This window comes from Enterococcus sp. DIV1368d (assembly GCF_050542975.1).
Taxonomy (GTDB): domain Bacteria; phylum Bacillota; class Bacilli; order Lactobacillales; family Enterococcaceae; genus Enterococcus_D; species Enterococcus_D casseliflavus.
The window spans coordinates 3,033,808-3,058,556 of sequence record NZ_CP172939.1; the positions used below are offsets into that span (position 1 = coordinate 3,033,808).

Below are 24,749 nucleotides of genomic sequence, written 5' to 3' on the forward strand. Positions count from 1 at the left end.
ATCGAGAAAAAACAAAAAACCCCGCTCAAGAGCGGGGCTAACGTTGTTGCCAACGATGGATTATTTGTTTAAAGCGTCTTTTGCTTGGTCAGCTAATGCAGTAAATGCTGCTGCATCGTTTACAGCCAAGTCAGCTAACATTTTGCGGTTGATGTCGATTTCAGCTAATTTCAAGCCGTGCATCAATTTTGAGTAGCTTAAGCCATTCATACGAGCCGCTGCGTTGATACACAAACCCTAATTTTTAACTACATTAAGGGGTATTCAATGGGGTATTCAATCAAAAATAAACAGGCATAGGATAAAGTTGATTTTTATTTAAAAAATAAACAAACAGAGATGAAATAACAAATATACTTAGTTCAATGAATGAAATGTCGTTTATTTTTAGGAATTAAATTGATTAATAAAACTGCTGAAGTATAATGTTTTTGCATATACTCCACAGCACCTAGCTCGTGTGAATCCTCAGAAGCATACAATTCGTCCTTTAATTGCCCCATATCTATTATGATACTACTTAGAAAATCAATTGCATCCTTAAATTCTTTATTTTTGTGATAAGTATCATAAAAATCGGCAAGCTGCTTACAAGTAACCACTCCATTTATCGTTAGCTCGATTAATGCTTTTTGGATATTCAAAATATTGGACTACCCATCTTTAATTTTAAAATAGCTCTAACACATACCATCTATTATATTAAAACTTCGGAAGCCACTTGAATAATGTCATTTTAATTTTCTTTTCAAAATCGATTCATCTTTTCTACTCTCATCTATCTTAATATTTTCTATTACTTTCTTTTCTGTTTCTGGAGTCCAATAAATTTTTAGATTCTTTTTAGTCCTTGTAATAGCTGTATACAAAATATTATGCGTTATTAATTCATCAACTTCGTCCGTTATTATTAATTTCACTGAATTAAATTCTAAACCTTGAGCTTTATGAATAGAAATAGCATAAGCTATTTGGAATGGGACAACTGTGTCATCACTATCATTATCAGTCTCACTCATATTTAGATACTTATAGACACTAAACCGAACTACTGAATTATTTTTTGTTGAGGAAATCAACTCTAAGTCTAAATTTCCAATATCCATCTCATTAATTACCGTTTCTATCTCAATATCAAAAATAATTTCAGTATCTAATTTCTCAATATTAGAAATTTTACCTTTTAAATTATTGAATAGTGCTGGAGAAAATCTTGATGTTTCATTGAATAGTACAGGGTCACCAATTTTATATGATACAACTCCCCAGTTCACTGATTTATTAGAGTTATTGCTTTGCAGAAAACGATTAATATTATTTATTCCATATAAACCATCATAATTTAAACACAAAATTATTTCATCTAAATCATTAGCAAAAAAAACACTTTCATCTAGTCTAACGGAATAATTATTCGCAGTCAGATATTCAATCAAATCATCTTCATTTTTTCTTACTTTTGTCCATAAGTTTAATAAGGGCTTTTCTTTTGTTCTATACGGTGCTGTTAATTCAAACACAGAAGTTCTTGAAACGTTATTTTTTGCCAATTTAAACCAGTTTCCAAAAGTAATTGATTCAATTTGATAAATATCCCCTACAAGGATTAACAATTTAAAATCTACCTTTGATAAAATTTTAATCATATCAGAATTACTAACAGTACTACACTCGTCTATTATCAGCAAATCACAATCTTGGTTCTCTTTGCTGTATAAATATTTTGCAACAGTTTTAAATTCACAATTAGGAGCAGAAACTTTCCTTTTCAGATTATCCACTGCCGGATTTGTATTAGCTAAAAGTAATTTTTTTTGAAGTCCGAAAAAATTACTGACATGATTAATCATTGTTGATTTCCCTGTACCTGCTGCACCATAAATTAAAGACACTTTAGAATTAGAAAACATAGTCTTCAAAATTTGCTTCTTATCCCTACAATCAATAATATAACTTCCTGTGTTTAACCAAGATTCAACTGAGTTCTCATAATTTTCTATTCCTTCTTGCGAAATGTCTTTTAATTTCTTTAATATATTAGTAACATCATCTTCAAACCCTTTGATATAGTAGTTGTTTCCAATATTGCCTATCCCTCTAGTTTCCCTATGCTTGCAATAAAGATTGGAATTATACTTCTCTATCAACAAATTAATATTTTCAAAAGATTTAAGTTCATCGATTGAGGTGTAGAGTTTGCCATTAGTTTGAGAATTAATTTGAATTTTTCTAGCTAATAGTTCATGTTCTCTCCCATTTGTATCTATACACCATAATAAATCATATATCTTAGGATTATGACCTATCAATGAACTGACAAATGGCATTTCATCAAAAGGTATACATCCATATACTACTCTCAAATTTGACAATTTTTTACAATAATCTCCATACTTATCTTTTTGCAACTTTATAATTTTATTATTTAAATTGTAAGAAAGATACCTTAGCAGATTACATCCAGGACGATTATTAAGGATGATTTCTCTACACGCATCAAGCGTTTTAAATAAATAAACTTTTTTTGATTTGGAGGTTACATATTCTTTTACTTTTTCGTAACTACTCGTCTCTAATAAAAGAATATCTAAGATATTAAACCTACTTTTTTTTATGAATTCCATTAACTTTTTGTATTCATTATGATTTGATTGAATTTCTGTAAAATTATTCAAAATTTCCGAAAAATTATTTAATTCACATGGACGTATAGAAACTTCCCAGTCATTAATGATAAGAATTGGCATATGTTTACCATACATATTTACCGTATCATGTTTAATTGATAGTTTCACAGCATAATTTGATAGGATATCTTGTTTAGTGAACGCAATATTCCTTTCAAATTTACTTGTTTTGTCATTTGCTTCCTTAAATGTAATTTCATAGTAAATTTCATTATCAACAAAAAAAGGTTTTGTTTTTTGTATATAGTATCTATCCTCAGATATTTCTGATATATATGCTATTTCTAATTTATCAACTATTTTTTTATAATAATCACTCAATTGATTATCTAAATTAACTGGAAACATATCAATATTTGAAAGAACATCTAAATTAAAATCTGTTTTTAAATTTTTCTTTATTCTCAATAGGTATTCATAATATTTTAGCATTAAACGCTCAGAGTTTTCCTCACTCATTGTATAATGTGAAGCAGATTGTTGAAGCATTTGATGAAATTTAGCTAAGAAATATAATTTAGAATTAACTTTGATATATCCTAATCCTCGTTTAATATCATCGTACATGTCCTCTGGAATACCACTTATGTCTCCGCTAATCGAGCTAACATAGTATTTAATTGATATATGTTCTACATAATTTCTCAATTGTGCTAAAACATTTTGAGATAAGTAACCTCTATCGTCTTGATTTTTCTCAATGTTTTTACATATATTTTTATCAATATTTAATATTGCTTTATCAATCTTCTTCAAAAAACGTCATCCTTTCTTACTCAAACTACTTTAAACATATTAGCATGAAGTTTTATCACTTTGTATTCCTAGGTATGAACGGTAATAATTCTTCAAATTTTTCTAGTTCGAAAATCATTGCTTTTTTATCAGATATTAAATCTCCTTTAAATTGATACCTCATCTCTTCTTTCCATTGGTCACCCATTAATGACCTAAGAATATTTCTCATTGCACCATATTGCATCTTAATACTTCCCTTTTGTTGACTTTCTGGTTTTGAGAACGGAATAGACTTTAAAGCATTAGGTTTACATGCTTGAATGGCAAATACCTTATTTTCTCTATCTAAGAGAGGTTTTACATGACTTGTATAGCCCAGTGCTTCTGCAATTGATTTATCAAACGTCAACGAATTTTTATTGAGCGTCAATGAATAACTACCTGTCGTTTCTACACTAATTACTTCAAAATTATAATCATCAAAATTTATTTTACTCATTATTCGTGTTCTCCTTTCGACAATACTTCAGTAACTTCTTCTTTTGTCCATTTCGTATCAATCACAATAAACCCTTTAAATACACCTGATTTAATAGTAGAAACAAAATTCTTAGGTTTTTCAATATTTTTGACAGTTTTCTTTTTGAATCCTTTTCTTGGATTTAGCAATAATTCTTGAACCAAGTTCCAATTTTCTTCGGACACAATAGCAGGCAAACCATTTTCCATTTTGTATCTAGGTTTTTCACCACGATTAATTCTTGTTTTATGCGAAAAACAATCAACAGTATATGTTTTTTGCATAATGACTAGACCATAGTATTTTTCATTTCTCAATATTCTATAGACAGCAGACGTCTTCCATTTATTTCCTGACACCGTAAGAATATTGGACTCATTTAAAAGACTTGCTATATCAATGGCTCGAACGCCATTAATGAAGTTCTTATAAATGAATCGAACAACTTCAGCTTCTGATTCCTCAATGATAATCTTACCGAATTTGTCTTTCGTAAATCCTAAGAAGTTATGCGTGGGAATGATAGGTAACCCTTTTTTAAACCGTTCAATAATCGACCATGTAATAGCTTCACTCTTCTGTTCACTTTCTGCTTGTGCTACTACACTCAACATCAATAACAACGTTTCACTAGTAGTATCCAAAGTATTGATATTCAAATCTTCAATAAATACTCCCACAGGGTTAGGTAACGCTTTCAATTCTCTATAAATTGAAATAAAATCTAATACATTTCTTGAGAATCGACTAATACTCTTCACAATAATCAAATCAATTTTATTTAATCGGCAATCCTTCAACATACAATTGAACTGTTCTCTTTTTTTTATAGTGGTACCCGATGCTCCTCTATCGGCATAAATACCGACAAACTCCCATGTTGGATTTAACAATATCTTTTCTTTATAAGATTGAATTTGCAATTCAAAACTACCAGATTGAGCTTCGGCATAAGTACTTACTCTGCAATATGCAGCTACCCTTTTTTTCTGTATAGAAGAATTAGTTATTTTTGCAGGAATAACTTCTACTTCACGCCTATTATCAAACGCATCTTGTATTTTCTTTTGTTGCTCAGTTACTTTCTTCTCCTTTCCAGAATCATTCTTATTCATCAGCATCACACCTTAAATTGAAAAACCTACATTTTCATTATATTATGGTAGTCATATAATACCAAGTAAAAATTTAGCATCAGCAAAATTTTATGCATTTTCATCATTAATTGAATTTATGGAAATATCTATTTCTACTATGTATAATTCAGAAAAATCCCAGCTCAAAATCGTTATCATTCTTTTAATTGACTATATAATCCATTAATATTTTTACCAGTAATACAATGTTTAGAATCAATACTAAAACGATGGCTCCTGTGTTTATTTCCATAAATTACTCCTATCTACCTATATTTATCATTATTTACCATTTCAGAATAAAACCTGATTTCAAATATTCCATCCAATAAAAACTAAATGCCTATTGTTACTAACGACTTAAAATTTTTAATTAAATAGTTTGTTTCAACTTTAATATTATTTTCGAAATTTTTACAAGTGTTTATAATACAAAAAACTAGATATCTGTATACCTAGTTTTTTGTATTATAAAGATGATGTAAATCTGTTACAAAAGTTTCATTTTTTAAAAGTAACTTTGATTATCTCGCAAAATCGACTTATATCGGTCTATGAAATTATTAAGAAGAAATTTTTAAACAATCATCCATACTATTTGAAATTAAAGCAGTTTCAAATGGAGAAATAATTCTAACCATAAGAACTGAAGTAGCATTGATAAGTTCATCTTCACTTGAGACAATTTCAAAATTTCTTTTTTCGTAAAATTCTTTAGCTGATAGCAACGCTTCTACAAAAACTTGCTTTGTGCTTACTCTTCTGGCAATTCTAAAAATCTTATCTATTATGTATGTCCCTATACCTTTTCCACGTTCATCTTCCTTTACTCCCAGAAATTTCAAGCTTAGTACGCTTCTTTGTAAGTCCTCCAAAGAAAAACTTCTAAGTTGTTCTTTCTCAGCCAAAGATAAAGTGTCATCTTCCTCAAAATTATAGATATGAGACTCAACAGTAAGTGTATAAAAAGCAACTAATTTGCTTGTTTCTCTTTTAAAAACACCTGTTGTAATTAACCTATCTTGATTAATTAAATCCAATGCATCATAAAACAAGAAGGAATCAACGTCATTTTCACCTGAAAATCTCGCTAATCCCTCCATATATTCAATATCATCCTTCATCAAAGTTCTGCAGTAGAATTCGTTTTTTAAAACTGGTATCACGCTTTTTTACTTGTTGCCTTCACTTGGTGTTTTTTTTGTATTTTGATTAAGTTTAAAGCTTGTTGGTTAGTTAATTTTAATGGACCGTTTGAAATTACTGCCATAAAATCCCCCCTCAATTATTTTACTTGTTTTGCCTACTGCAAGTATTATTTTATCATAATTTAAAATATAATTCTACAATAAGAAAGATTATACCAGTCTTCTTTTGTTTGTTTAAATAAGCACTTCATTTTGTATTAATATTAAAAATGCAAAGTCTTCATCTGAAATAAGAATTATAAACTGTAATTTGTTATATCAATAAGCTTTTACCTATCTAAATAATTAAACCTTTTCCTTTGATATCTTAAAATCCCAGTGTCTCCGATAACATATAATTTGTATTTTCCATGCCCAACTCTAAATTCTTTTCTTTCTCCATTCTCAAGTTCGAATAAAAGATAGTAAGTAATTGATTGATTAGAAATCCCATTTGTATCTACACTACTGCTACTTCTCATACTTTTATCCACTAATGTCGCAGGAACAGAAATTTCCGGTGCTGATTCATTCCTTAAGAACTCCATAATTTGATATAAGATTACTGCTACAAAAAATAAGGCAAACAAAGTAAATGGAAAATCCATATAGTTACGCTCCTTTTCATTTTTATTGGAAATTATAAGAATACAAAATTTCTATATCATGATAATAAATTAATTATACAATAAGTAAATTAATTAGATATCAATCCCTAAAAAGATATTTTTCTAACTAAAAAAATGACCTATAAAAAAGTCAATAAAATCAAGGGTTTTCTACTTGTTGACAATAATACACGATTACTGTAATATCAATGATTTTTATATCTATTTTTGAAAAAACACCTCTCAGATGCAACGAAGAAAAAAATGTGGGGAATTACTCACTAACCTTTATCTGAGAGGTGTTTTTTATTATATATTTTTCCAGAAATCATATTGAATGTTGATATATCAATGGTTTAAACTAATTATCAAAATTTAAAGTTCATGCGATTTAAAATACTAGCCTCAGAAGCCCTTATAGAAATTTTCAATTCCCAATCATCTCCTTAAATATCAAAATCAATTTTAAGCTACCTAAAATGCGTTCTACGAGTTTCTAATCTTTTGTGTATAATTTATCGAAAAGGGTGCCCAAGGCTCTAAGGAACAATATCCGACCTCATCAAAATAAATTTCGAGTTATTTTAATACAATACTAATAGTTTAGAATAAATTATATACTTTATGATATATTCTTATTTTGATGATGTTTATGGTTGATTTCCTCAAAAGATATTCAAACTAGAATCCATGGTATATTATCACTATTTTGTTATATTTAAAACTATAAAGAGCAAACTTTAGTTACATCACTAAACATAAGGATAGCTATAAGTAAGTATGACTTCATCTTGCTGGAACTGAAAAGTACAAATACTGATGTATCAACGTTTTATAGTTATTTTTACCACACTATTATCAATCGTAAATAAACTTTTGCATAAAGATATGTGTGCAAACAGGTAAATTCCCCTAGATTTTATTGACTTTTATTATCCTACCATTTTACAAATCTAGAGGGAATATCCTCTATAGATGTGTATAATGATTTCTATCAATTATGCCAGTGTTTCTAGAGATAAACTATAAAGATTTTCTTATCTCGCACTTTTTCTTTTTTTAAGTTACTATTATATTAACAAAAAATAAATAGAGAGTTGGAACATATAATGAATACTCACAAGATGCAATTTGGATGGATTATCGAAGTTCCTAAGTATTTGTCGATACTAACTAATAAAAATGGCTTAGTTGCTATTGTCTCGGAATATGCTACTTTTGGCGACAATCAATCATTATTAATTACGTTATCAGAAACATCTGCTGAAGTGGCAGTAACTCCTCACTATATTTCGTCTTTAACGATTTCAACAGAGAAAAAGATTAAAATAGCTACATCGCCATTTTATGAACAACAAATGGTTGAAATTGAAAAAATGAAGTCTGATGGTCAAATCACAGATTAATACTTCTCAAATCTTATTGACTACTAAAATCAATGGTACTTTCTTTGCTAAAATTCAAAATCAATTTTATGCTGCTTAAATTGCGTTCTAAGCGATTATAAATTTTTAAGTATAATTCATCGAAAATCATTTTCAAGACACTAAGGGCTGAAGGCAGACTGCTTAAAACAAATCTAACGTTATTTAAACGATTGAACATTTAATACAGAATAAAATATATCATTAAAGGTATATTATTGGTTTGATGATGTTTAAGGCAGATTCTCTAAAAATATATTTAAACTAGGATTCGTGATTAATTATCACTAATTCGTTATATTTAAAAAACTAGAGAACAACTTTTAGCTATATTGCTAAACATAAGCACATATATTAAGTAAGCAAGATACAATCTTACTGGAACTCAAAATACAAACACTGATATATCAACGTTTTATAGCTATTTTTATCACACAATTATCAAGTGTAAATAAGTTTTTGCGTAAAGATATGTGTGAAAACAGGTAAATTACCCTAGAATCTATTGACTTTTTTTGACCTTCCCATTATACACATCTAAAGGGAATATAAAAAGTGCGTATTGACTTTAGAAAAAACACGTAGTTTTCTATTGATTTTATTGGCTTTTATAAGCCTCCTCATTATACACATCTAGAGGGAATATCCTATATAGATGTGTATAATGATTTCTATCAATTATGCCAGTATTTTCTAGGGAAAACTATACGTATTTTTCTTGTTCAATACGCAATTTTGAATTGATATAAAAAGAGATATTATTCTTAATATATAGAAATAACCCTTTATTATCAATGATTTCTAATAGAAAAAGACAGATAGAAACACTACCTGTCTAATATGCTAATTCACTTTATATATAACATTCTTAGATGAATACTTCTCCTTAATTTCTAACTGATTATACAATTCTTTAGTTAATCTACACGTATTTAAACCATATTTATTGTATATATCCGCTCTTAATTTCTTAAATCTTTCTGCAGTGTCACGAACCTTTAATCTTCTTGCTTTAGCTAACTTTGAAATTACATCCTTTTCGTAAACATATCCTTTTTCTTCTATCTCGTTCATGATAATTCTAACTGAAGCTTTTTCCAATTTCTCACTTGCTTGGCTTATATTACTGTCTGTTTTACTCATCTTTATTTTTTTCTGTTCAACAAGTGGTTTATAAGATTGTGGAAAATCCTGATAAGCCTTTTCTTCTCCAAAAAGTCTATATACCAATTCATAACTTAAACTACCGACTGTTACTTTATTCTCTCTTAAAACCTTAGCTATTCCTTCACTAACTGCTGTGTTTTCATCTGTCAAATTTGTTGGTTCATAGATATTACTCGTTCTTAGCTTAGTGCAATCTTTCTTTTGTTCCAGTATCAAACCATTAAATATATCCTTAGGAATTTCTGCTTCTGGTTTCTTTTTAACAATCTCAGTAACAATCATATGATAAAGAATTTTTCTTGTCTTATCTAAACTTACTTTCTTTTGGTTCGTTACTCTAGCTAATTGCTTTGCCAGATTTTTAATGCTGTAATAATTTAAATATCTTAGTTCGCCATTATCATCCATATAAACATAATCATACATAAAGTCTAATACAATAGGAATTTCAACTTGATATTTACTGAAATATTGATAGAGTTCAGGATACGTTTGTTTTAATTCTCCTGATTGTAGTTCTCGCTTAAATTTTTGAGCATTAAATTTACTTTGACCTAGTTGTGAAGTATTTGTTACGTTCGAACCAGTAAGCTCTACTAATAAATTAACTACTTCTATTGAGGATATTTTTAAGTAACGCTCCAGTAAAGAGATAATATTCCCACAATACTTATTGCTAGCAGAAAAACATTTATATAGATAAATCCCATGTTCTTCAGCATAAAACACACTTGCACTAGGATTATCTTCTTTATGGAAAATATCAAAAAATGGATTTTCTTCAGATAATTCAAGAAACTCTCTCATGTCTAATGATTTAAAGTAGTTCATTGCATTATAATCATCAGGAAATTCTTGTTTATAATTATCTCCTATTTTATTCTTAACAATATCCAATCTACCTAATTTCAACAACTCATAATTTGGCATAGAATCATCAATTATTTCACCGCTGATAATTTTCGCAATCTCAGTAGATTCTGTATTATTAATTTCTAATAGTCCACTAACATCTAGCCTGTTGTCCCAATCAATAACCTCATAACCGCTATTACTTCCGAAAAATAATCTACTTGTTTGACCAACAGATGAATCTGCTTGGGGAAATTTTTTAAATAAAGCCTGATAAATCTGTTCTATCTCTAGGTTCTCAGTCACCGCTGTATTTAATTGAAAGACAACTCGGAACTTATCAATTTCAGAATACATATCGCTAAATGTTCGATAGATAAAACAAGCATTCTCTTGCATAAACGTATCGGCTTCTAAATCGTCAATCGTATATAAATTATTCTCATCCTTGTTATCAAAATCCAACATGACTAGTTCTTGTCCGATAATTTTCGTCATTTTTGATAACTTATTCTCTGATAATTCAGCCAAAACAACCGTTTTACCATTCACAGATAACTCTTCTGCAAATTCTTGAATAGTCATTTCCCTTAGATTATTCATAATCGTATTAGAAATCTTTTTCACCATATACTGATTTGGTTTTTCTTTATTCGGAATATTACTTAGATAACACTTCATAGTCACCGTCCTCCAACATTAGCAATCTACCGTATTTTAAAACGATTACTTTCTCTAATAATATCGTTTTTTCTTCTGTCAATCCACGTTTTCCTTTTCGAAAATTATGTAGATTTTGATTGTGAATACCAATGGCTTTAGAAAAAACGGTCATTTTTACCCCATAAATTTTGTCCAATATATGTAGCCAAGCCTTTACTTTTTCTTGTTTCTCAGTCAATTCCTCTGCTGTTAATTTTTTTGAATTCATTTAATTTATCCTCCGAAATTATTTTATTAATCAATTTAGGTCCGGACTATATCATCAATTATCAACTGAAGTCAAGAATGGATATCATTTTCGGACAACAAAAAATAATTAGTGTATTTTTATTAAAAGAATTCTCTTATTTTATTACTTCTTTCTTAGATTCATCAAAACTATTAAAAACACTGATATATCAATGTTTATTATATTTTCAATCTTAAATCCAACCTAAAAATCACCTCTCAGCTTCATTCTAGTGAGTAATTCCCCATAAAAAAAGTTTCGCTTAATCTGAGAGGTGTTTTTTCGAAAATAGACGTAAAAATCGTTGATATAACAGTAATCTTGTATTCCTGTCAACAATCATAAAACCCTTGATAAATAAGGCTTTTTTAAGGGTCATTTTTTAAGTGGTTTTTATCTAATATTTTGAGATAAATTTGGTCAAATATATTTTTTATTATTATGTGGTATCTAGGACTCCTGTATTAAAAACTTTGCAAACAAAAAAAGAAGGCTTATTCCAGCCTTCCTTTTTAAATTAAGCTATAAAGAAAAAATATTATTTTCCACTACCCTTTTTTATTTTTTTCTATAAAGAACGAATGCACTCAAAACAATTGCTAATCCGGCACTTGTCATTAATGCACTATTCATTATTTCTGACCCAGTTTTTGGCAATGTTTTATCTTTATTAGTATTCTTATCTTTAGAAGATTCTTTTTCTGATTCAGAACCTTTATCAGTATTAGCATTTGTATCTTTATCGGTATCGGCATCCGTGTCGGTATCAGTATCAGTATCGGTTTCAGTATCAGTTTCTGTATCGGTATCGGTGTCCGTATCGGTATCGGTATCGGTATCGGTATCGGTATCGGTATCGGTATCGGTATCAGTGTCTGTATCCGTGTCTGTATCCGTATCAGTGTCTGTATCCGTATCCGTGTCTGTATCCGTATCCGTGTCTGTATCCGTATCCGTGTCTGTGTCTGTATCCGTATCTGTATCAGTATCAGTATCAGTATCCGTGTCTGTATCTGTATCCGTATCTGTATCCGTATCTGTATCCGTATCTGTATCCGTATCTGTATCCGTATCCGTGTCTGTATCCGTGTCCGTATCCGTGTCGATAACTTCACGAGTCAAAGTTTCAGTTGACGATTTGTTCCCCTCAGAGTCCATTGTGTAATACTCAACAGAATCCCCTTCAGCGATTTCTCTCGATAAATCTACTGTTAAATCAACAATTGTTGCTCGTTCATTTGACACAGCTTGTTTTTGAGCTAAAATTTCCCCATCTTTTACTATAACAAAGAATAAAGTTTGCTCAACTTTAGCTGAAATTTTACTACCGTTAGATTCTTCAACAAATTGAACATCTGAAGCAGGGGTAACTTCCACTGATTGTTCTTCATTTTTAGCATAAACAAAGTAGTAATCAGAAACTCCTTCTTCTTCAAGGGTAATTGTCCAAGTTGAATCTCCTAGTAACATATAGCCTTCGATATCCTTTGCATTAATGGAAACTTCTTCACCTAATGTTGCTTCATGTAATGTTGAATCTGCAATTGGATTGTTTTCCAAATCAACATAATTCATACGAATGGTGCCTGTTTTTGCCTCTGGTGATACTTCCTTTTTCACATAATAAAATACATGTGTCATGGAGTCACCAGTTACATAAACCTCTTCACTTGCAGGTGATACTAACTCATATCCTTCAACTGTATCAGCAGTTAGTGTATGCATAGTATCTGCGTCTAGTTCTTGAACAGTAGACCATAGTGTTTCTCCACTATCTCTATCCATTCCCATAATAGTTACTGCAGTTTTAGCAGTTACAGGCATAAATGTAGTCCATGTTTTTTCAGACTCTACTTGTGTATCAGGGTTAATAGATACTGCATAGATTTGTTCACCTTTAGCTAATTTTCGAACCAAGTCAAACGATGCCTGACCTTCAGTTTCCATATACATAGCCCCGTCATCTATACGGTTACCGCTTGCATCGTAGACAGATGTTGAAGTATTTGCTCCTACCCAAGCAGTAACAAAATTACCTGTATTATTAAATGTAATATTACTTGGTGCTTGTGGTTTATCTGGTGTTGGTGTAGGGTCTTCTCCCTCTGAAAAAGTAACTGCAACGGTTACTGTGCCTGATAAGATATCACCTGAACCAGTATCAGATAAATCGATTGTTGCGTATTGTGTAGTTCCTGCAACGACAGGAATAGTTGCCATGGGAGCTGACATATAGTCATTTCCATACTGTGCTTCTCCTGCTGCAACTGTTAAAACACCATCTTGTTGGGAATAAATACCAATTTTAGCATTACCAATAGTTACAGTTTTAGCATCCATTAAATTACCATGATTCCATTTATCAGTATTATCATTCCATGTGAAATTAGCTGATTCATTGGCATATTGAACGATTTTATCTCCATCCAATTCATTTAACCCATTTGTAGCCGCTAAGACGGTTGGTGCAATCAGAACAGTTGCCAAAGTAGCTACAACTGCCGATTTTCTGAACACCTTGCTTTGTATCTTTTTCTTTCTTTTTTGCATTCGATTCATTCTTCTTCTCCTTCAAAATTAATTATCTGAAATTCTTGCTCCATTCGCTCCACATGCTTTTGGGTTAAAATAAGCAACAATTCATCACTGAATAAAAGATTACTTTGTTCATTCTCTGATAGTTCTTGAAATTCTTTGTATAACGCATTAGCCATTCCATTAATCACTTTTTTAGGAATTGTTACATGTGCTTTTACGTAAGTTCTCTTCACTTTGTTAATTACATATTTCTTTATTGCCAACTGATTCGTTTTTATCATTTACTTTCCAAATTTTGTCACAACATAAACAAATCCTACTACCAATATAAAGAATAATAACAAGTGATTCATAAAAAATTTAAAGAGCAAAATCAAAAACCCAATGATTACAACCATTGCAATAATAAAACTTCCTATTTTTGTTAAACACCCCTCTTTTTCTGGCTCAGGTTCTACTACATCTTGAATAATTATTTTTATCCCATCTTTTAAAGCCACAAAATCAGTCCTTTTAATAAATTTGTATAAGGTAATAAATCAAGGTTTTTGCCATGACAAAAAAAGCCTGCTTTATCAACTTCAAATCATTGATAAGACAGCCTTTGCCTGTTCGTTATTTTTTTATCTGTTCATCGGTAAAAAACCTTGATTTATTACCGGTCATAATCTTGCTTCCCTCTTATATGTTACCTTCAGTTTAATAATTAATCAAGGATTATTTTCTCGATAGACCCTCATTTTTCGCTACATTATAAACAGTTTTCACGCTAACATTACATTTCATAGCAATTTCATTTAGTGATAGCTCTTTTTTATCATACAATTTAATAATTCTCTTTTTTACGTTATTTTTAATAGGTGGTCTCCCTAATTGTTTCTCTGAATTCGCCAATGCTTCCTTCGTTCGAATACTGATATTTTCCGCTTCAAATTCTGCAATAGCAGCCAACATTGTATAAAATAATCTACCTTGAGCAGTTTTAGTATCTACATTTTCCTGAATACTTTTTAAATAAACGCCTCTTTCGTTCAATTCCGACATTAAATTAACTAATTGTCTTGATGACCTGCTCAATCTCGATAAATTATAGACAAGTAACGTATCTCCTTCATCCAAACTATCTAGAGCTTTTTGAAATTCACTTCGATTCTCTTTTCTTCCAGATATTTGTTCTGCATAAATAATGGACGGTGAAAACTTTTCTATCGCTTTCTTTTGGACTTCCAATCCAAGTTCTTGTCTATTTGTTGACGTTCGAATATAGCCGATAATTCTATTATTCATATATATCCCTCCTTTTTTGTTCTTAGTTTAGTTCAAATTAGCTACTTTATATACGAAAATACCCTAACTGTTGGGAAAGTTAGGGCAATCGAAAAACATTTAAAGATTTAGAGGTCATTATAAATGGTTTTCGTCAAGGTAACTATATTATCTCATCAAATATAACGTTTGTCTATAAAATGAATCATACCTTTACTTTTCTATTATATCCCCTTAAACAAAGCACTAATTGCTTATTTATCAACTTATATACAGCATTTCTATACACTGGAAATTTGTAAAAAAACTCAGATTTGATATAATAAAGAAGTGATTAAAATAACAAAAAGGAGGTATTTTTAATGACAAATGGAAGCTCACAAGGACTATTTGTAGTTGTAGCAATCGTAATATTCGGTATTTTTGTATTCTTGAGTTATTTACTGTTTAGGGACATTATGAGTCCTAGTTTATCAGGGATTTTCAAGGATGGTTTAGAGCAAGCTGAAAATAATTTGATAAATACGGCAACTGACAATCCCATAATAAATTCTGAAATATCCATTGAAATCAGCGACTTGAATTTCAATTTTAACAAATTGGATTTTGATAGCCCTACTTTCCCGAGGCTATCAGAGAATATCAATGTGACAATCAAAAATCTAACAGACAAGGAATTATCATATAAAGTAAAATTTTCAGCTGAGGGTAAAGGTTTATTTATCGGAGATATAGATACAACTGATATTAATTCAATTTATGCAACCGAATTAGAAAAAACAATAAAATTAAAGCCAAACGAAGTACATCAATTTGATTTTATTGGCATATTAAATGCTCATGAATATGAGTCTATTAGACCTGAAACTTATAGTATCAACTCCTCAGCAACCAAAATATAAATTATTAAATTTTTTTTGGCTAGTAAAGAGCCGTTATGCTATACAAACTCCAAAATCATCATGTCGGTCAATTTTTATAAATAGCAATAAAATAATCAACACATTTTTTTTGTACAGAGAAAGGAGGTTAATAATGTCAGATGGGAGTTCACAAGGACTATTTGTAGTTGTAGCAATCGTAATATTTGGTATTTTTGTTTTCATAAGTTACCTATTATTTAAAGATACTCTTAAGCCAAGTTTGGCAAATATTTACTGTGATAGTTTTGAACAAGTTGGTGAAGATACTAATTTATTAGATGGTAGTGAAGGTAACTGTGTAGGGAAATTTCATAATTCATTTGAAGTTAAAGGTTATATAGGTGTTTGGTTTCAAAACGTATATGCCGGTCCAGATATTTGGACACCTGATAATACAGGTATGAGAACAATTAATTTGAAGAAATTGAGTAGTGTTAGTATGCCTATTATAGAAGATGGTTATGTATTGATAGATGCTATTTCAGACAATAACGTTGGCGTTAAACAGGAAGCCATAGACAAAGGTTTTGGAAACAACCAAAATAGAAGCACCACTATTGACATAAACGGTGTTAGTTATAGATTTAGTGAGGTATCTTACGGTAATGGTTATTATAAATTGAGTGAAGGTGCTAGGATGAAGGTTAATGCAATAAATCATATTAAAATTACTTATACAAATGTTCATGGTGGAAAAACTACCTATAACATTCAAGTTAGAATAATAAATGAGTAAAGTCTATTAATAAGCTAAGACGAGCAAATAATGTGTATAGGGGTATGAATTATTTGTTCGTCTTTCTTGTCCCCAAATCAAATACCTTCCTCTCATTTCACCATTTTCTTTGTCAACAATTCTAACTATGTTATTCAAATTTCCATCATCAGTTTTACGATGATATAATATGGATAGGAGTAAATTGAAAATGGATAATTACGAGATGGATACTTGAGAGAAATTTCTCGATTTTTTCTCTCAATTTTCTGCCCCTACATTATCCCTACATCAGCAATTTTCATACCTTACATTATCCCTACATCGACCCTACATAAAGTGCTTTTTCAATTTTATGGATGATAACTTTTAGATAACTTTCGTGATAACTTTTTGAAAACTCGGTGATTTTTGATGAAATTTTTAAAATTTTTAATGGAAACCTCCATGAATTTTTCAAAACAGCAGCTACTTAAGAAATTTTCTAAAATTTGAACAAGGGATTCCCTACTATGTTAGGGTCATAAAATTGGATTGTTTCAACTTTCCTTAGCTATGCAAAAATGGATACTTTTGAGAATGAAAATTACTGAAAAAATATGTATAAAAATTATTGGAGGGAGTGAATTTGAAAAAATATATTGTCAACAAAAGAGCGATTGATAGTGATGAATTATTACACCTAATTATAGCATCTAATGGGATTTATGAATCCACCTTAGAAAAAATACTACAATGCAACAGAATCAGCTTAGAAGCTCGTTTAAGCACGTTAGAGAAGCATAAATGGATTTCTAAAAAGAAGTTATCTAAGCACTTCTATTATTCTAAGAAGTTCGTTTTAGACAATTTAAATCATCTGGACTTGCAAGCTGATGCCTTACAAAAAATGTTAGTGTTAGGATTTAGAACCAATAAACTTTCGATAGCTACGAATCCACAAAAACAAGTGACTGCTTCTTTTTATAGTTCTGTAAGAAATATCTATAATCATAAAAATTTCAGTCAGAAGCCACAAGCTTTCCAATTGTTTAATCAATGCTTATCTAATGAAAACAAAGAATTGTTTTCAAAATTTATAAATCATCATCATATTGAGATACCTATTCAATTCTCTAGTGCTTTTGATAAGAATCAATTTCCTCACACTCATTCTTTAGATGCTATAGATATTATTGCAATTCCTGATATGCAACATTTACCTCTAGTCAAAGAAAAATTGAAAGATTTTAGTATTTATCGAGTGAAAAATAATACTGAATTTATCCGAGATGATATTTTAATTTATATACAAAGCAAAGATAGTTTCTATTACTATATAAAAAAAGAACAACAATGGCATTTGATTAAAATAAATAGTCTTTTTGAACTACTTTTCTATTTAACTAACTTTTTCAAGACCACTAAAAAAATTATTTTTTCAAATGACATAGATAATTATGAAGAATTAAATAATTTATATAAAAAAAGCACTGAGAATAGAAAACAATATAATACCATTGCGAAAAAGAATGCAAAAAAGAAGCACAGTCTTAGTTGATTGTGCTTTTATATTTATTGTTGAAACGGATTAAACTCATCCAAGCTTGATTGAAGCTCTTCTTCTTCAATTCCTATGTATCTTAGAGTTACACTCTGGCTACTATGGTTTAAAATTTTCATCAATGCCGTTAAATCCTTTGTTTTTTGATAATAGGTATAACCAAAAGTTTTTCTCAATGTATGAGTTCCTATATAGTCTAAATCAAGGAAATTAGCCGTTTTTTGCATAATCTTATAGAATTGATGTGTAGCTAAATGTTTCGTATTATCCCTAGGAGATGGAAATAACCACTCGCTTTCTCTATCGTGTTCCTCATCCAGATATTTAATAATTTGATTCGTTAATTGCATTAAATTAAGCGTTCTCTTCTTTCCAGTTTTTTGTTCAATAATATTCGCTTTTAATTTCCCTTTTACATCTTCCACCTTCAGATTCAATATATCTGAAATTCTTAGTCCAGTAAAAACTCCAAACATAAATATTGTATAATCTCTTTGTCCATGTTTGTTTCTCAACAGTTCGTTTGAAAAATTTATCAATACCTCCCTAGATTTAATAGGTTTGACATTAATATTTCCTTGTGACATATTCCTCCCCCCATAATGAATGATTTATGGATACTTTATCTCTCATATATGCTAACACTATCCATATCTACAAAATACATATTTTAACTATTGATAGAATAGGAATCGTGATGGATAGAAATTATAAAAGTATCCCTGCTAAGGTCCTTTATAGCATCATAATCTGGAGGTTGCAAATTTGTAGAACATAAAAACACCACTTAGTATTTTCTAAGTGGTATACGATTATTATCAATTCAGTCTACTGATTACCCAATCATAAAGTTCTTTTATTTCCATTTTAATTTCATAAGCTTTGACAATTTTTTTCTTTGTGCTACCAAGTTGACTAAATAAAAATTCTTTTCCATAATCCTCTAAAATACTATTTTTATAGATATATAAATGGGTATCTCCTTTTTTTTCAAAAATAGTATATCTATCTAAAACAAGTGATATTCTGTTGATTACTTCGTTAAACTCTTTTCTAGTTAAATCACTATCATATTTATTGGCAATCTTTCGATAGTCAATTTCTTTTATCCTAAATGAATTATCAGATACAACGAAGCTTTCAGATAGTATAGCTAGTTTTTCTCTTGTAACCACATCATGGACATCAAATTTACTAAGGTTTTCTAGAAAAATAGCATCAAATTGCTTTAATTTTTTTTCGAAAAAATTTTCTAATAATAGTGAAGAATCCACTTTAAAGCTATATTTATCATTAAATCTTTGTATAGCTAGAATATAGGTTCCAAAAAAAATCCCAACTAATTCAACTTCCGATGGAAGCTGATTGTTTACATGATATTTCATTCTCTGCAGATGACTCTCAACTTTAATTTTTACAGAAGTAGATGGAGATAGTTTACCATTATTTTCCATTACTTCATTTATAATATTCCTATACTCATCCTTTTGTTTTTCTTCTATTTCATTGGCTGTTTTCCTTGTTACATAATCAGTGATTTGCTCATGTTTTTTAATAAAGTCGATTAAATTATTTAGCTCATAATTATAAACCAACAGTGCTTTATCTAATTCCGACTTTTTTAGTTTTTTTCCTTTTCTTATATAGCTCTTTAACATCTTATTAATTTTTGTCTGAATTTTATCAAAGCTATCATAATATCCTTTTGGAAGAATGATTGCTGTTTTTTGCAAATACTTAGAATCTGCCATTAAAATATCAAAGATATTCGAATTATATTTCAGCAACTTATTGTATCTTTTATATTCTTCTTCAGTTTTGATTATTTTTACCATAGAATCAAGTTGTTTGAAATTATTTACACAATTCCCGCCGATAAATATTTCAATATCATTTTTTTGATTTTTTATTTTGTATTGAAACTTTATAGGTTGATTACATAATTTACAGTGTTTATTCCCAGATTCATCCGTTGTAAGTATAGGGTTACTCTTGTCGGAAATCCACTCTTGACTTGAAAAATTTAACCATGCAGGAAGATTTTGCTTAATTTTTTGACTAATATCTAATTTCTCAGCAGTATCTTCATCAATTTTTTTATTTTCTAATAAAATTTTATATAACGCTGGTTCTTCATATTTCATAAAATCACTAAATATCAGCAAATTACGTTTACTTTTATCAATTAATAATTTCTTACCCATTCTACACCCCTCAAAAAAACAAACAAACGTTCTTATTCATCATATCATGAAACCGTATTTATTTCTACAAATCAAAGTGACTAAGTATTGTGATAAAACTTATTTGGACTTCTATAATCACTATTGGATAGCTTAAACTAACATAAACACTACAAATACCTATCGAATTTTTTTAGTTGATATCGTATAATATTCTCAACTTTATCCTATGCCATGAAAAGGAGAATTTTTATGGCACAAATCAAACCATACAAAAAGCAAGATGGCACAATCAATTACATGTTTGATTACTATGTAGGTATTAATCCTAAAACTGGAAAGAAACAAAAAACCACTAGGAGGGGATTTGAAACAAAGGAGGAAGCTAGTTTAGCTTTAGCAGAATTGAGTCTATTGGTTGCAACCGAACAATATTTACCTAGAAAATACAAAACATTTAACGATGTTTATACACTATGGCTAAAGAAATATAGAGGAATTGTTAAAGAAAGCACGTATGCAGGAACACTTAGTATCTTTAAAAATAATATTTTACCGTATTTTCAAGAAATAGAAGTACAAAATATTACGACAGTTTATTGTCAGGAAATAGTTAATAAGTGGTATAAAATCCACCCTAAAAGATTCAAACGTTATATTTATTATTTCAACGCTGTTATGAATCATGCCAATTATTTAGAATTAATTTTTAAAAATCCAATGGAATTTGTTCAATTACCCCAGAATAATATAGATTTAAATCAATATAAAGAATTTGATAACTTTTACTCAAAAGATGAGTTATTAGAATTTCTAAACTTTACTAAGAAGAATTTTGAACATCAAAGGTTCATATTTTTTCATTTGTTGGCTTTTTCAGGTATCAGACGTGGGGAAGCTTTATCACTAACTTGGAATGATATTAATTTTGAAGAAAAATACTTGCATGTATCAAAAACATTAACAAAGGGTGAAAATGGCAGATTCCTAATTCATCCACCGAAAACTAAAGCAAGTTTCAGGAAAATATTTCTGGATAATCAAACATTGAATCATTTACAGACATGGAAAGAATTACAAAAAGAAAAACTAAACTTAACTTTCTATAACCCCAAACAATTACTATTTCCTAACCATAAAAATAGTTTTTTAGAACCAAATATACCAAAAGAATGGCTACAAACTATTGCCAGACATTATAAAAAGAAGACTGGAAAAGACCTGAAAACTATTACGATTCATGGTTTTAGACATACCCACGCAAGTTTACTATATTTATCAGGAATAAATCTAAAGGAAGCACAAGAACGTTTAGGTCATTCTAATGTTAAAACTACACTGAACGTATATACACATTTAAGTGATAAACAAAGAGAACAAACAGTTGATAAGCTAACAGAGTTTATGAACCTAGATTAATTTTAAAAATAACAAAAAAACCCACTGGTTAGAGTGGGTTCACGGGTATTGAATACCCCTTTATTTGTTGTTTTCTAGGGCTTGGCGACTTTGGTCAGCTAATGCAGTAAATGCTGTTGCATCGTTTACAGCCAAGTCAGCTAACATTTTGCGGTTGATGTCGATTTCAGCTAATTTCAAGCCGTGCATCAATTTTGAGTAGCTTAAGCCATTCATACGAGCCGCTGCGTTGATACGAGCGATCCACAATTTGCGGAAGTCGCGTTTCTTTTGACGACGATCGCGGTATGCGTAGTTGTATGAATTCATTACTTGTTCTTTTGCTGTTTTAAATAGAGTGTGTTTAGAACCGTAGTAACCTTTTGCTAATTTAAGCACTTTTTTACGACGTTTACGAGTTACTGTTCCACCTTTAACACGTGCCATGTATAATTCCTCCTAATATGAAAATCGATAATTGTTTGTATACGTGAAGCTTGGGTTACGCAATTATTTCATGCGTGCTAGTTGTTGACGGATACGTTTGTAATCGCCAGCTGAAACCATTGAAGCTTTACGCAATTGACGACGTTGTTTTTTTGTTTTGCCGTGGAAACGGTGACTGGTAAAGGCACGGAAGCGTTTCAATCCGCCGCCGCCAGTGCGTTTTACGCGTTTTGCTAATCCGCGGTGTGTTTTTTGTTTTGGCATAACTAATTTCCTCCTCAAAATCTTTCGTTATCTGACTTTAAACTGAAACTCAGTGAGTCATTATTTATCGTTTTTTGGTGCTAATACTAAGAACATACTGCGGCCATCCATTTTTGGCTTTTGCTCAACAGTTGCCAAATCAGCAGTTTCTTCCGCCAAACGATCTAACACTTTCTGACCAATTTCTTTATGGGTAATGGCACGGCCTTTGAAACGGATCGAAGCTTTCACTTTGTCCCCTTTTTCAAGGAATTTACGTGCATTACGCAATTTTGTGTTGAAATCATTGACGTCGATCGTTGGACTTAAACGAACCTCTTTAATGTTGATTACTTTTTGTTTCTTACGAGCTTCACGGTCTTTTTTCTGTTGCTCAAAGCGGAATTTCCCGTAATCCATAATTCTTGCTACTGGCGGCTTAGCATTTGGTGCCACCAATACCACATCAAGGTTTGCTCGTTCTGCAATTTGCAATGCTTCAGCTTTACTCTTTACACCAAGTTGTTCGCCGTTTTGATCAATCAAACGCAATTCACGTGCACGAATGCCGTCGTTTACCATCATATCCTTTGCTATGGTCATTCACCTCCGAGTTTTTTGAGAGAAAGAAAAGCTTGTCGATTCGAAATCAGACAATAAAAAAACGAGTTCTTCACGAACCCGCACGTACTCCACACAAATAAATGGTAGGAATCCTATTCTGCCCAGCGATATCTTCACTCAGGCGAGAAGCGGGTGCTTCTGCTTTTATTTCTCAACTTTTATAGTATACTGCTTTTTTCTTTTATTGTCAACAGTTTTCATGATTGTTTCAAAAAAAGCCGGAGCATACGCTCCGACTTTCGCGTTTCTTATTCTGCTTTCAATGCAGCCATCGTGATGTAGTTGTATGGTTGGTTGAAGTGAGGCAAGAAGAAGATATCTAATAGCTTCATCTTGTCGATCGTTACGCCTTCTTCGATCGCTAGTGAGAACATGTGGATGCCCATTGCGATTTCAGATGTACGTGACGCCATTTGTGCACCAACGATACGGCGTGTTTCTTCTTCATAGACGATGCGGATCTTAACTGTCGCATTTTCTTTCATGAAGCCTGGTTTTTGGGTATCTTCGTAATCAGAGTATTTCACTTTCATGCCATTACGTTCGGCAGCTTCGACTGACAAGCCAGTTGAAACCATGTTGTAGCCGAAGATCGAAATCCCGTTTGATCCTTGAACACCTGTTGATTCTAGAGACGTTCCGCCGATATTATGGGCAGCGACGATCCCTGAACGTACGGCATTCGTTGCTAATGCGATATACGTTGTTTGCTGCAAAGCATTTGAGTACACCGTTGCACAGTCACCGACTGCGTAAACATCTGCATCGCTTGTCCGTTGATGGCGGTCCACTAAGTACGCGCCGTTAGCAAACAATTCCAAATGATCTTTGCCTAGCTCGTTGTTTGGTAAGAAACCGATCGCGTTGATCACTAGATCAACTGGGTATTCGCCGTTGTCTGTTACAACTGCTTCTACTTTCTCTGTTCCTTTGTATTCACGTGCTAATTCACCGAAATGCAATTCAATGCCATTGTCAGCTAAGTTTTTGTCCATATCTTCTGTGAACCATTTGTCGTAGTAGTTTGGCAATGCCCGTGTCGCTGCATCAAAAAGCAACACATTTTTACCACGGCGTTTTGCTGCTTCCGCAATTTCAACACCGATGTAACCAGCACCGATAACGGCAACGTTTTTCACGTCTTCTGAGGCTAACTCTTTATCAACCGTTTGTCCATCTTGGAATTTTTTCAAGAAATGGATGTTTTTCAAGTCACGTCCAGGTACTTTTGGTGAAATCGGTACAGAACCAGTTGCGATGACAACTTTATCATAAGATTCAACGATCGTTTCACCGTCATTGGTTACAGCGTGCACTTCTTTTTTCTCAAAATCGATATGGTCAACCACTGTTTCCATATGGATTTTTGCACCTTTTGCTTCAAAATCTTCACGTTTTGTATAGAACAAGCCTTCGTATGAATCGATTTGACGTCCAACCCATAAAGCAGTCCCACAACCTAGGTAGCTTAAGTTTGTATTACGGTCGATCATTACGACCTCTTGGTCTTTGTAGTTATCTAATAGTGTATTGGCAGCAGCAATCCCCGCGTGGTTTGCACCGATAATAACTGTTTTTGTCATGGAAAATTTCCTCCT

At 30.9% G+C, this 24,749-nt stretch carries 23 protein-coding genes, 1 pseudogene and 1 other annotated feature; of the genes and pseudogenes, 5 read left to right on the forward strand and 19 right to left on the reverse strand.

Going from position 1 to position 24,749, the window contains the following annotated elements:
- Window positions 1-60: 60 nt before the first annotated feature.
- From IGJ44_RS14295 to IGJ44_RS14325, 7 genes and pseudogenes are all read right to left on the reverse strand, one after another.
- Window positions 61-228: pseudogene (locus tag IGJ44_RS14295) on the reverse strand (50S ribosomal protein L20); the annotation flags it as partial.
- Window positions 229-362: 134 nt separating this feature from the next.
- A complete protein-coding gene (locus IGJ44_RS14300) occupies window positions 363-644 on the reverse strand; it encodes a hypothetical protein (protein ID WP_270787951.1) in 282 nt (93 codons plus the stop codon).
- Window positions 645-731: 87 nt separating this feature from the next.
- Window positions 732-3,443: an ATP-dependent DNA helicase gene (locus IGJ44_RS14305; RefSeq protein ID WP_270787950.1), complete on the reverse strand. Its 2,712-nt coding sequence runs from the start codon at window positions 3,441-3,443 to the stop codon at window positions 732-734.
- Between the two features lie 55 nt (window positions 3,444-3,498).
- A complete protein-coding gene (locus IGJ44_RS14310; RefSeq protein ID WP_155853315.1) occupies window positions 3,499-3,924 on the reverse strand; it encodes a hypothetical protein in 426 nt (141 codons plus the stop codon).
- Entirely contained in the window at window positions 3,924-5,060 is a 1,137-nt protein-coding gene (locus IGJ44_RS14315) for a recombinase family protein (protein ID WP_413152928.1), read from the reverse strand. The genes IGJ44_RS14310 and IGJ44_RS14315 overlap by 1 nt, the downstream gene beginning before the upstream one ends.
- A 584-nt stretch (window positions 5,061-5,644) precedes the next feature.
- Window positions 5,645-6,205, reverse strand: coding sequence for a GNAT family N-acetyltransferase (locus IGJ44_RS14320; protein ID WP_155853313.1), 561 nt, complete (start codon window positions 6,203-6,205; stop codon window positions 5,645-5,647).
- A gap of 353 nt (window positions 6,206-6,558) precedes the next feature.
- Window positions 6,559-6,876 (reverse strand): DUF2500 domain-containing protein, encoded by a 318-nt coding sequence (locus tag IGJ44_RS14325; protein ID WP_270787948.1) that lies wholly within the window; start codon window positions 6,874-6,876, stop codon window positions 6,559-6,561.
- A 1,109-nt stretch (window positions 6,877-7,985) separates the two neighbouring features.
- Here IGJ44_RS14325 and IGJ44_RS14330 point away from each other — a divergent pair.
- Window positions 7,986-8,282, forward strand: a complete 297-nt coding sequence (locus IGJ44_RS14330; RefSeq protein WP_231436094.1) for a hypothetical protein — start codon at window positions 7,986-7,988, stop codon at window positions 8,280-8,282.
- 861 nt (window positions 8,283-9,143) lie between these two features.
- Here the strand turns inward: IGJ44_RS14330 and IGJ44_RS14335 are convergent.
- From IGJ44_RS14335 to IGJ44_RS14360, 6 genes are all read right to left on the reverse strand, one after another.
- Window positions 9,144-11,000, reverse strand: coding sequence for a hypothetical protein (locus tag IGJ44_RS14335; RefSeq protein WP_430605873.1), 1,857 nt, complete (start codon window positions 10,998-11,000; stop codon window positions 9,144-9,146).
- Entirely contained in the window at window positions 10,981-11,250 is a 270-nt protein-coding gene (locus IGJ44_RS14340; RefSeq protein ID WP_270787946.1) for a hypothetical protein, read from the reverse strand. The genes IGJ44_RS14335 and IGJ44_RS14340 overlap by 20 nt, the downstream gene beginning before the upstream one ends.
- A gap of 579 nt (window positions 11,251-11,829) precedes the next feature.
- Window positions 11,830-13,830, reverse strand: a complete 2,001-nt coding sequence (locus IGJ44_RS14345) for an LPXTG cell wall anchor domain-containing protein (RefSeq protein WP_430605874.1) — start codon at window positions 13,828-13,830, stop codon at window positions 11,830-11,832.
- The gene (locus tag IGJ44_RS14350) at window positions 13,827-14,090 is read right to left on the reverse strand and encodes a hypothetical protein (protein WP_430605875.1); all 264 of its coding nucleotides are present in this window, start codon (window positions 14,088-14,090) and stop codon (window positions 13,827-13,829) included. Before IGJ44_RS14350 ends, IGJ44_RS14345 begins: the two co-directional genes overlap by 4 nt.
- Window positions 14,091-14,309, reverse strand: a complete 219-nt coding sequence (locus tag IGJ44_RS14355) for a histidine kinase (RefSeq protein WP_270787943.1) — start codon at window positions 14,307-14,309, stop codon at window positions 14,091-14,093.
- Window positions 14,310-14,526: 217 nt separating this feature from the next.
- Entirely contained in the window at window positions 14,527-15,096 is a 570-nt protein-coding gene (locus IGJ44_RS14360) for a recombinase family protein (RefSeq protein ID WP_270787942.1), read from the reverse strand.
- A 341-nt stretch (window positions 15,097-15,437) separates the two neighbouring features.
- Here IGJ44_RS14360 and IGJ44_RS14365 point away from each other — a divergent pair, with 341 nt between their 5' ends.
- The 3 genes from IGJ44_RS14365 to IGJ44_RS14375 all read left to right on the forward strand — a co-directional run bounded on the left by IGJ44_RS14365 (window position 15,438) and on the right by IGJ44_RS14375 (window position 18,253).
- Window positions 15,438-15,977, forward strand: a complete 540-nt coding sequence (locus IGJ44_RS14365; RefSeq protein ID WP_270787941.1) for a hypothetical protein — start codon at window positions 15,438-15,440, stop codon at window positions 15,975-15,977.
- Between the two features lie 133 nt (window positions 15,978-16,110).
- On the forward strand, window positions 16,111-16,734 hold the full coding sequence (locus tag IGJ44_RS14370) for a hypothetical protein (protein ID WP_270787940.1): 624 nt from the start codon (window positions 16,111-16,113) through the stop codon (window positions 16,732-16,734).
- Between the two features lie 607 nt (window positions 16,735-17,341).
- Window positions 17,342-18,253: a hypothetical protein gene (locus IGJ44_RS14375; protein ID WP_270787939.1), complete on the forward strand. Its 912-nt coding sequence runs from the start codon at window positions 17,342-17,344 to the stop codon at window positions 18,251-18,253.
- Between the two features lie 14 nt (window positions 18,254-18,267).
- On the opposite strand, the gene IGJ44_RS14380 is transcribed toward IGJ44_RS14375, so the two are convergent.
- Window positions 18,268-18,843, reverse strand: a complete 576-nt coding sequence (locus IGJ44_RS14380; protein ID WP_270787938.1) for a site-specific integrase — start codon at window positions 18,841-18,843, stop codon at window positions 18,268-18,270.
- A 231-nt stretch (window positions 18,844-19,074) separates the two neighbouring features.
- Entirely contained in the window at window positions 19,075-20,460 is a 1,386-nt protein-coding gene (locus IGJ44_RS14385; RefSeq protein ID WP_155853302.1) for a hypothetical protein, read from the reverse strand.
- Window positions 20,461-20,691: 231 nt separating this feature from the next.
- Between IGJ44_RS14385 and IGJ44_RS14390 the strand changes: the two genes are divergently transcribed.
- Window positions 20,692-21,858: a site-specific integrase gene (locus tag IGJ44_RS14390; RefSeq protein WP_155853301.1), complete on the forward strand. Its 1,167-nt coding sequence runs from the start codon at window positions 20,692-20,694 to the stop codon at window positions 21,856-21,858.
- A 60-nt stretch (window positions 21,859-21,918) separates the two neighbouring features.
- Here IGJ44_RS14390 and rplT read toward each other — a convergent pair whose 3' ends face one another.
- From rplT to nox, 4 genes are all read right to left on the reverse strand, one after another.
- On the reverse strand, window positions 21,919-22,284 hold the full coding sequence (gene rplT / locus IGJ44_RS14395) for a 50S ribosomal protein L20 (RefSeq protein WP_005233807.1): 366 nt from the start codon (window positions 22,282-22,284) through the stop codon (window positions 21,919-21,921).
- A 63-nt stretch (window positions 22,285-22,347) separates the two neighbouring features.
- On the reverse strand, window positions 22,348-22,548 hold the full coding sequence (gene rpmI / locus IGJ44_RS14400; protein ID WP_003128650.1) for a 50S ribosomal protein L35: 201 nt from the start codon (window positions 22,546-22,548) through the stop codon (window positions 22,348-22,350).
- Window positions 22,549-22,608: 60 nt separating this feature from the next.
- Window positions 22,609-23,130 carry a translation initiation factor IF-3 gene (gene infC / locus IGJ44_RS14405; RefSeq protein WP_005228103.1) on the reverse strand — a complete coding sequence of 174 codons (522 nt, stop codon included), beginning with the start codon at window positions 23,128-23,130 and terminating at the stop codon, window positions 22,609-22,611.
- Between the two features lie 47 nt (window positions 23,131-23,177).
- Window positions 23,178-23,301, reverse strand: a sequence feature (ribosomal protein L20 leader region).
- Between the two features lie 98 nt (window positions 23,302-23,399).
- Window positions 23,400-24,734, reverse strand: a complete 1,335-nt coding sequence (gene nox / locus IGJ44_RS14410; protein ID WP_005228102.1) for a H2O-forming NADH oxidase — start codon at window positions 24,732-24,734, stop codon at window positions 23,400-23,402.
- Window positions 24,735-24,749 lie beyond the last annotated feature (15 nt).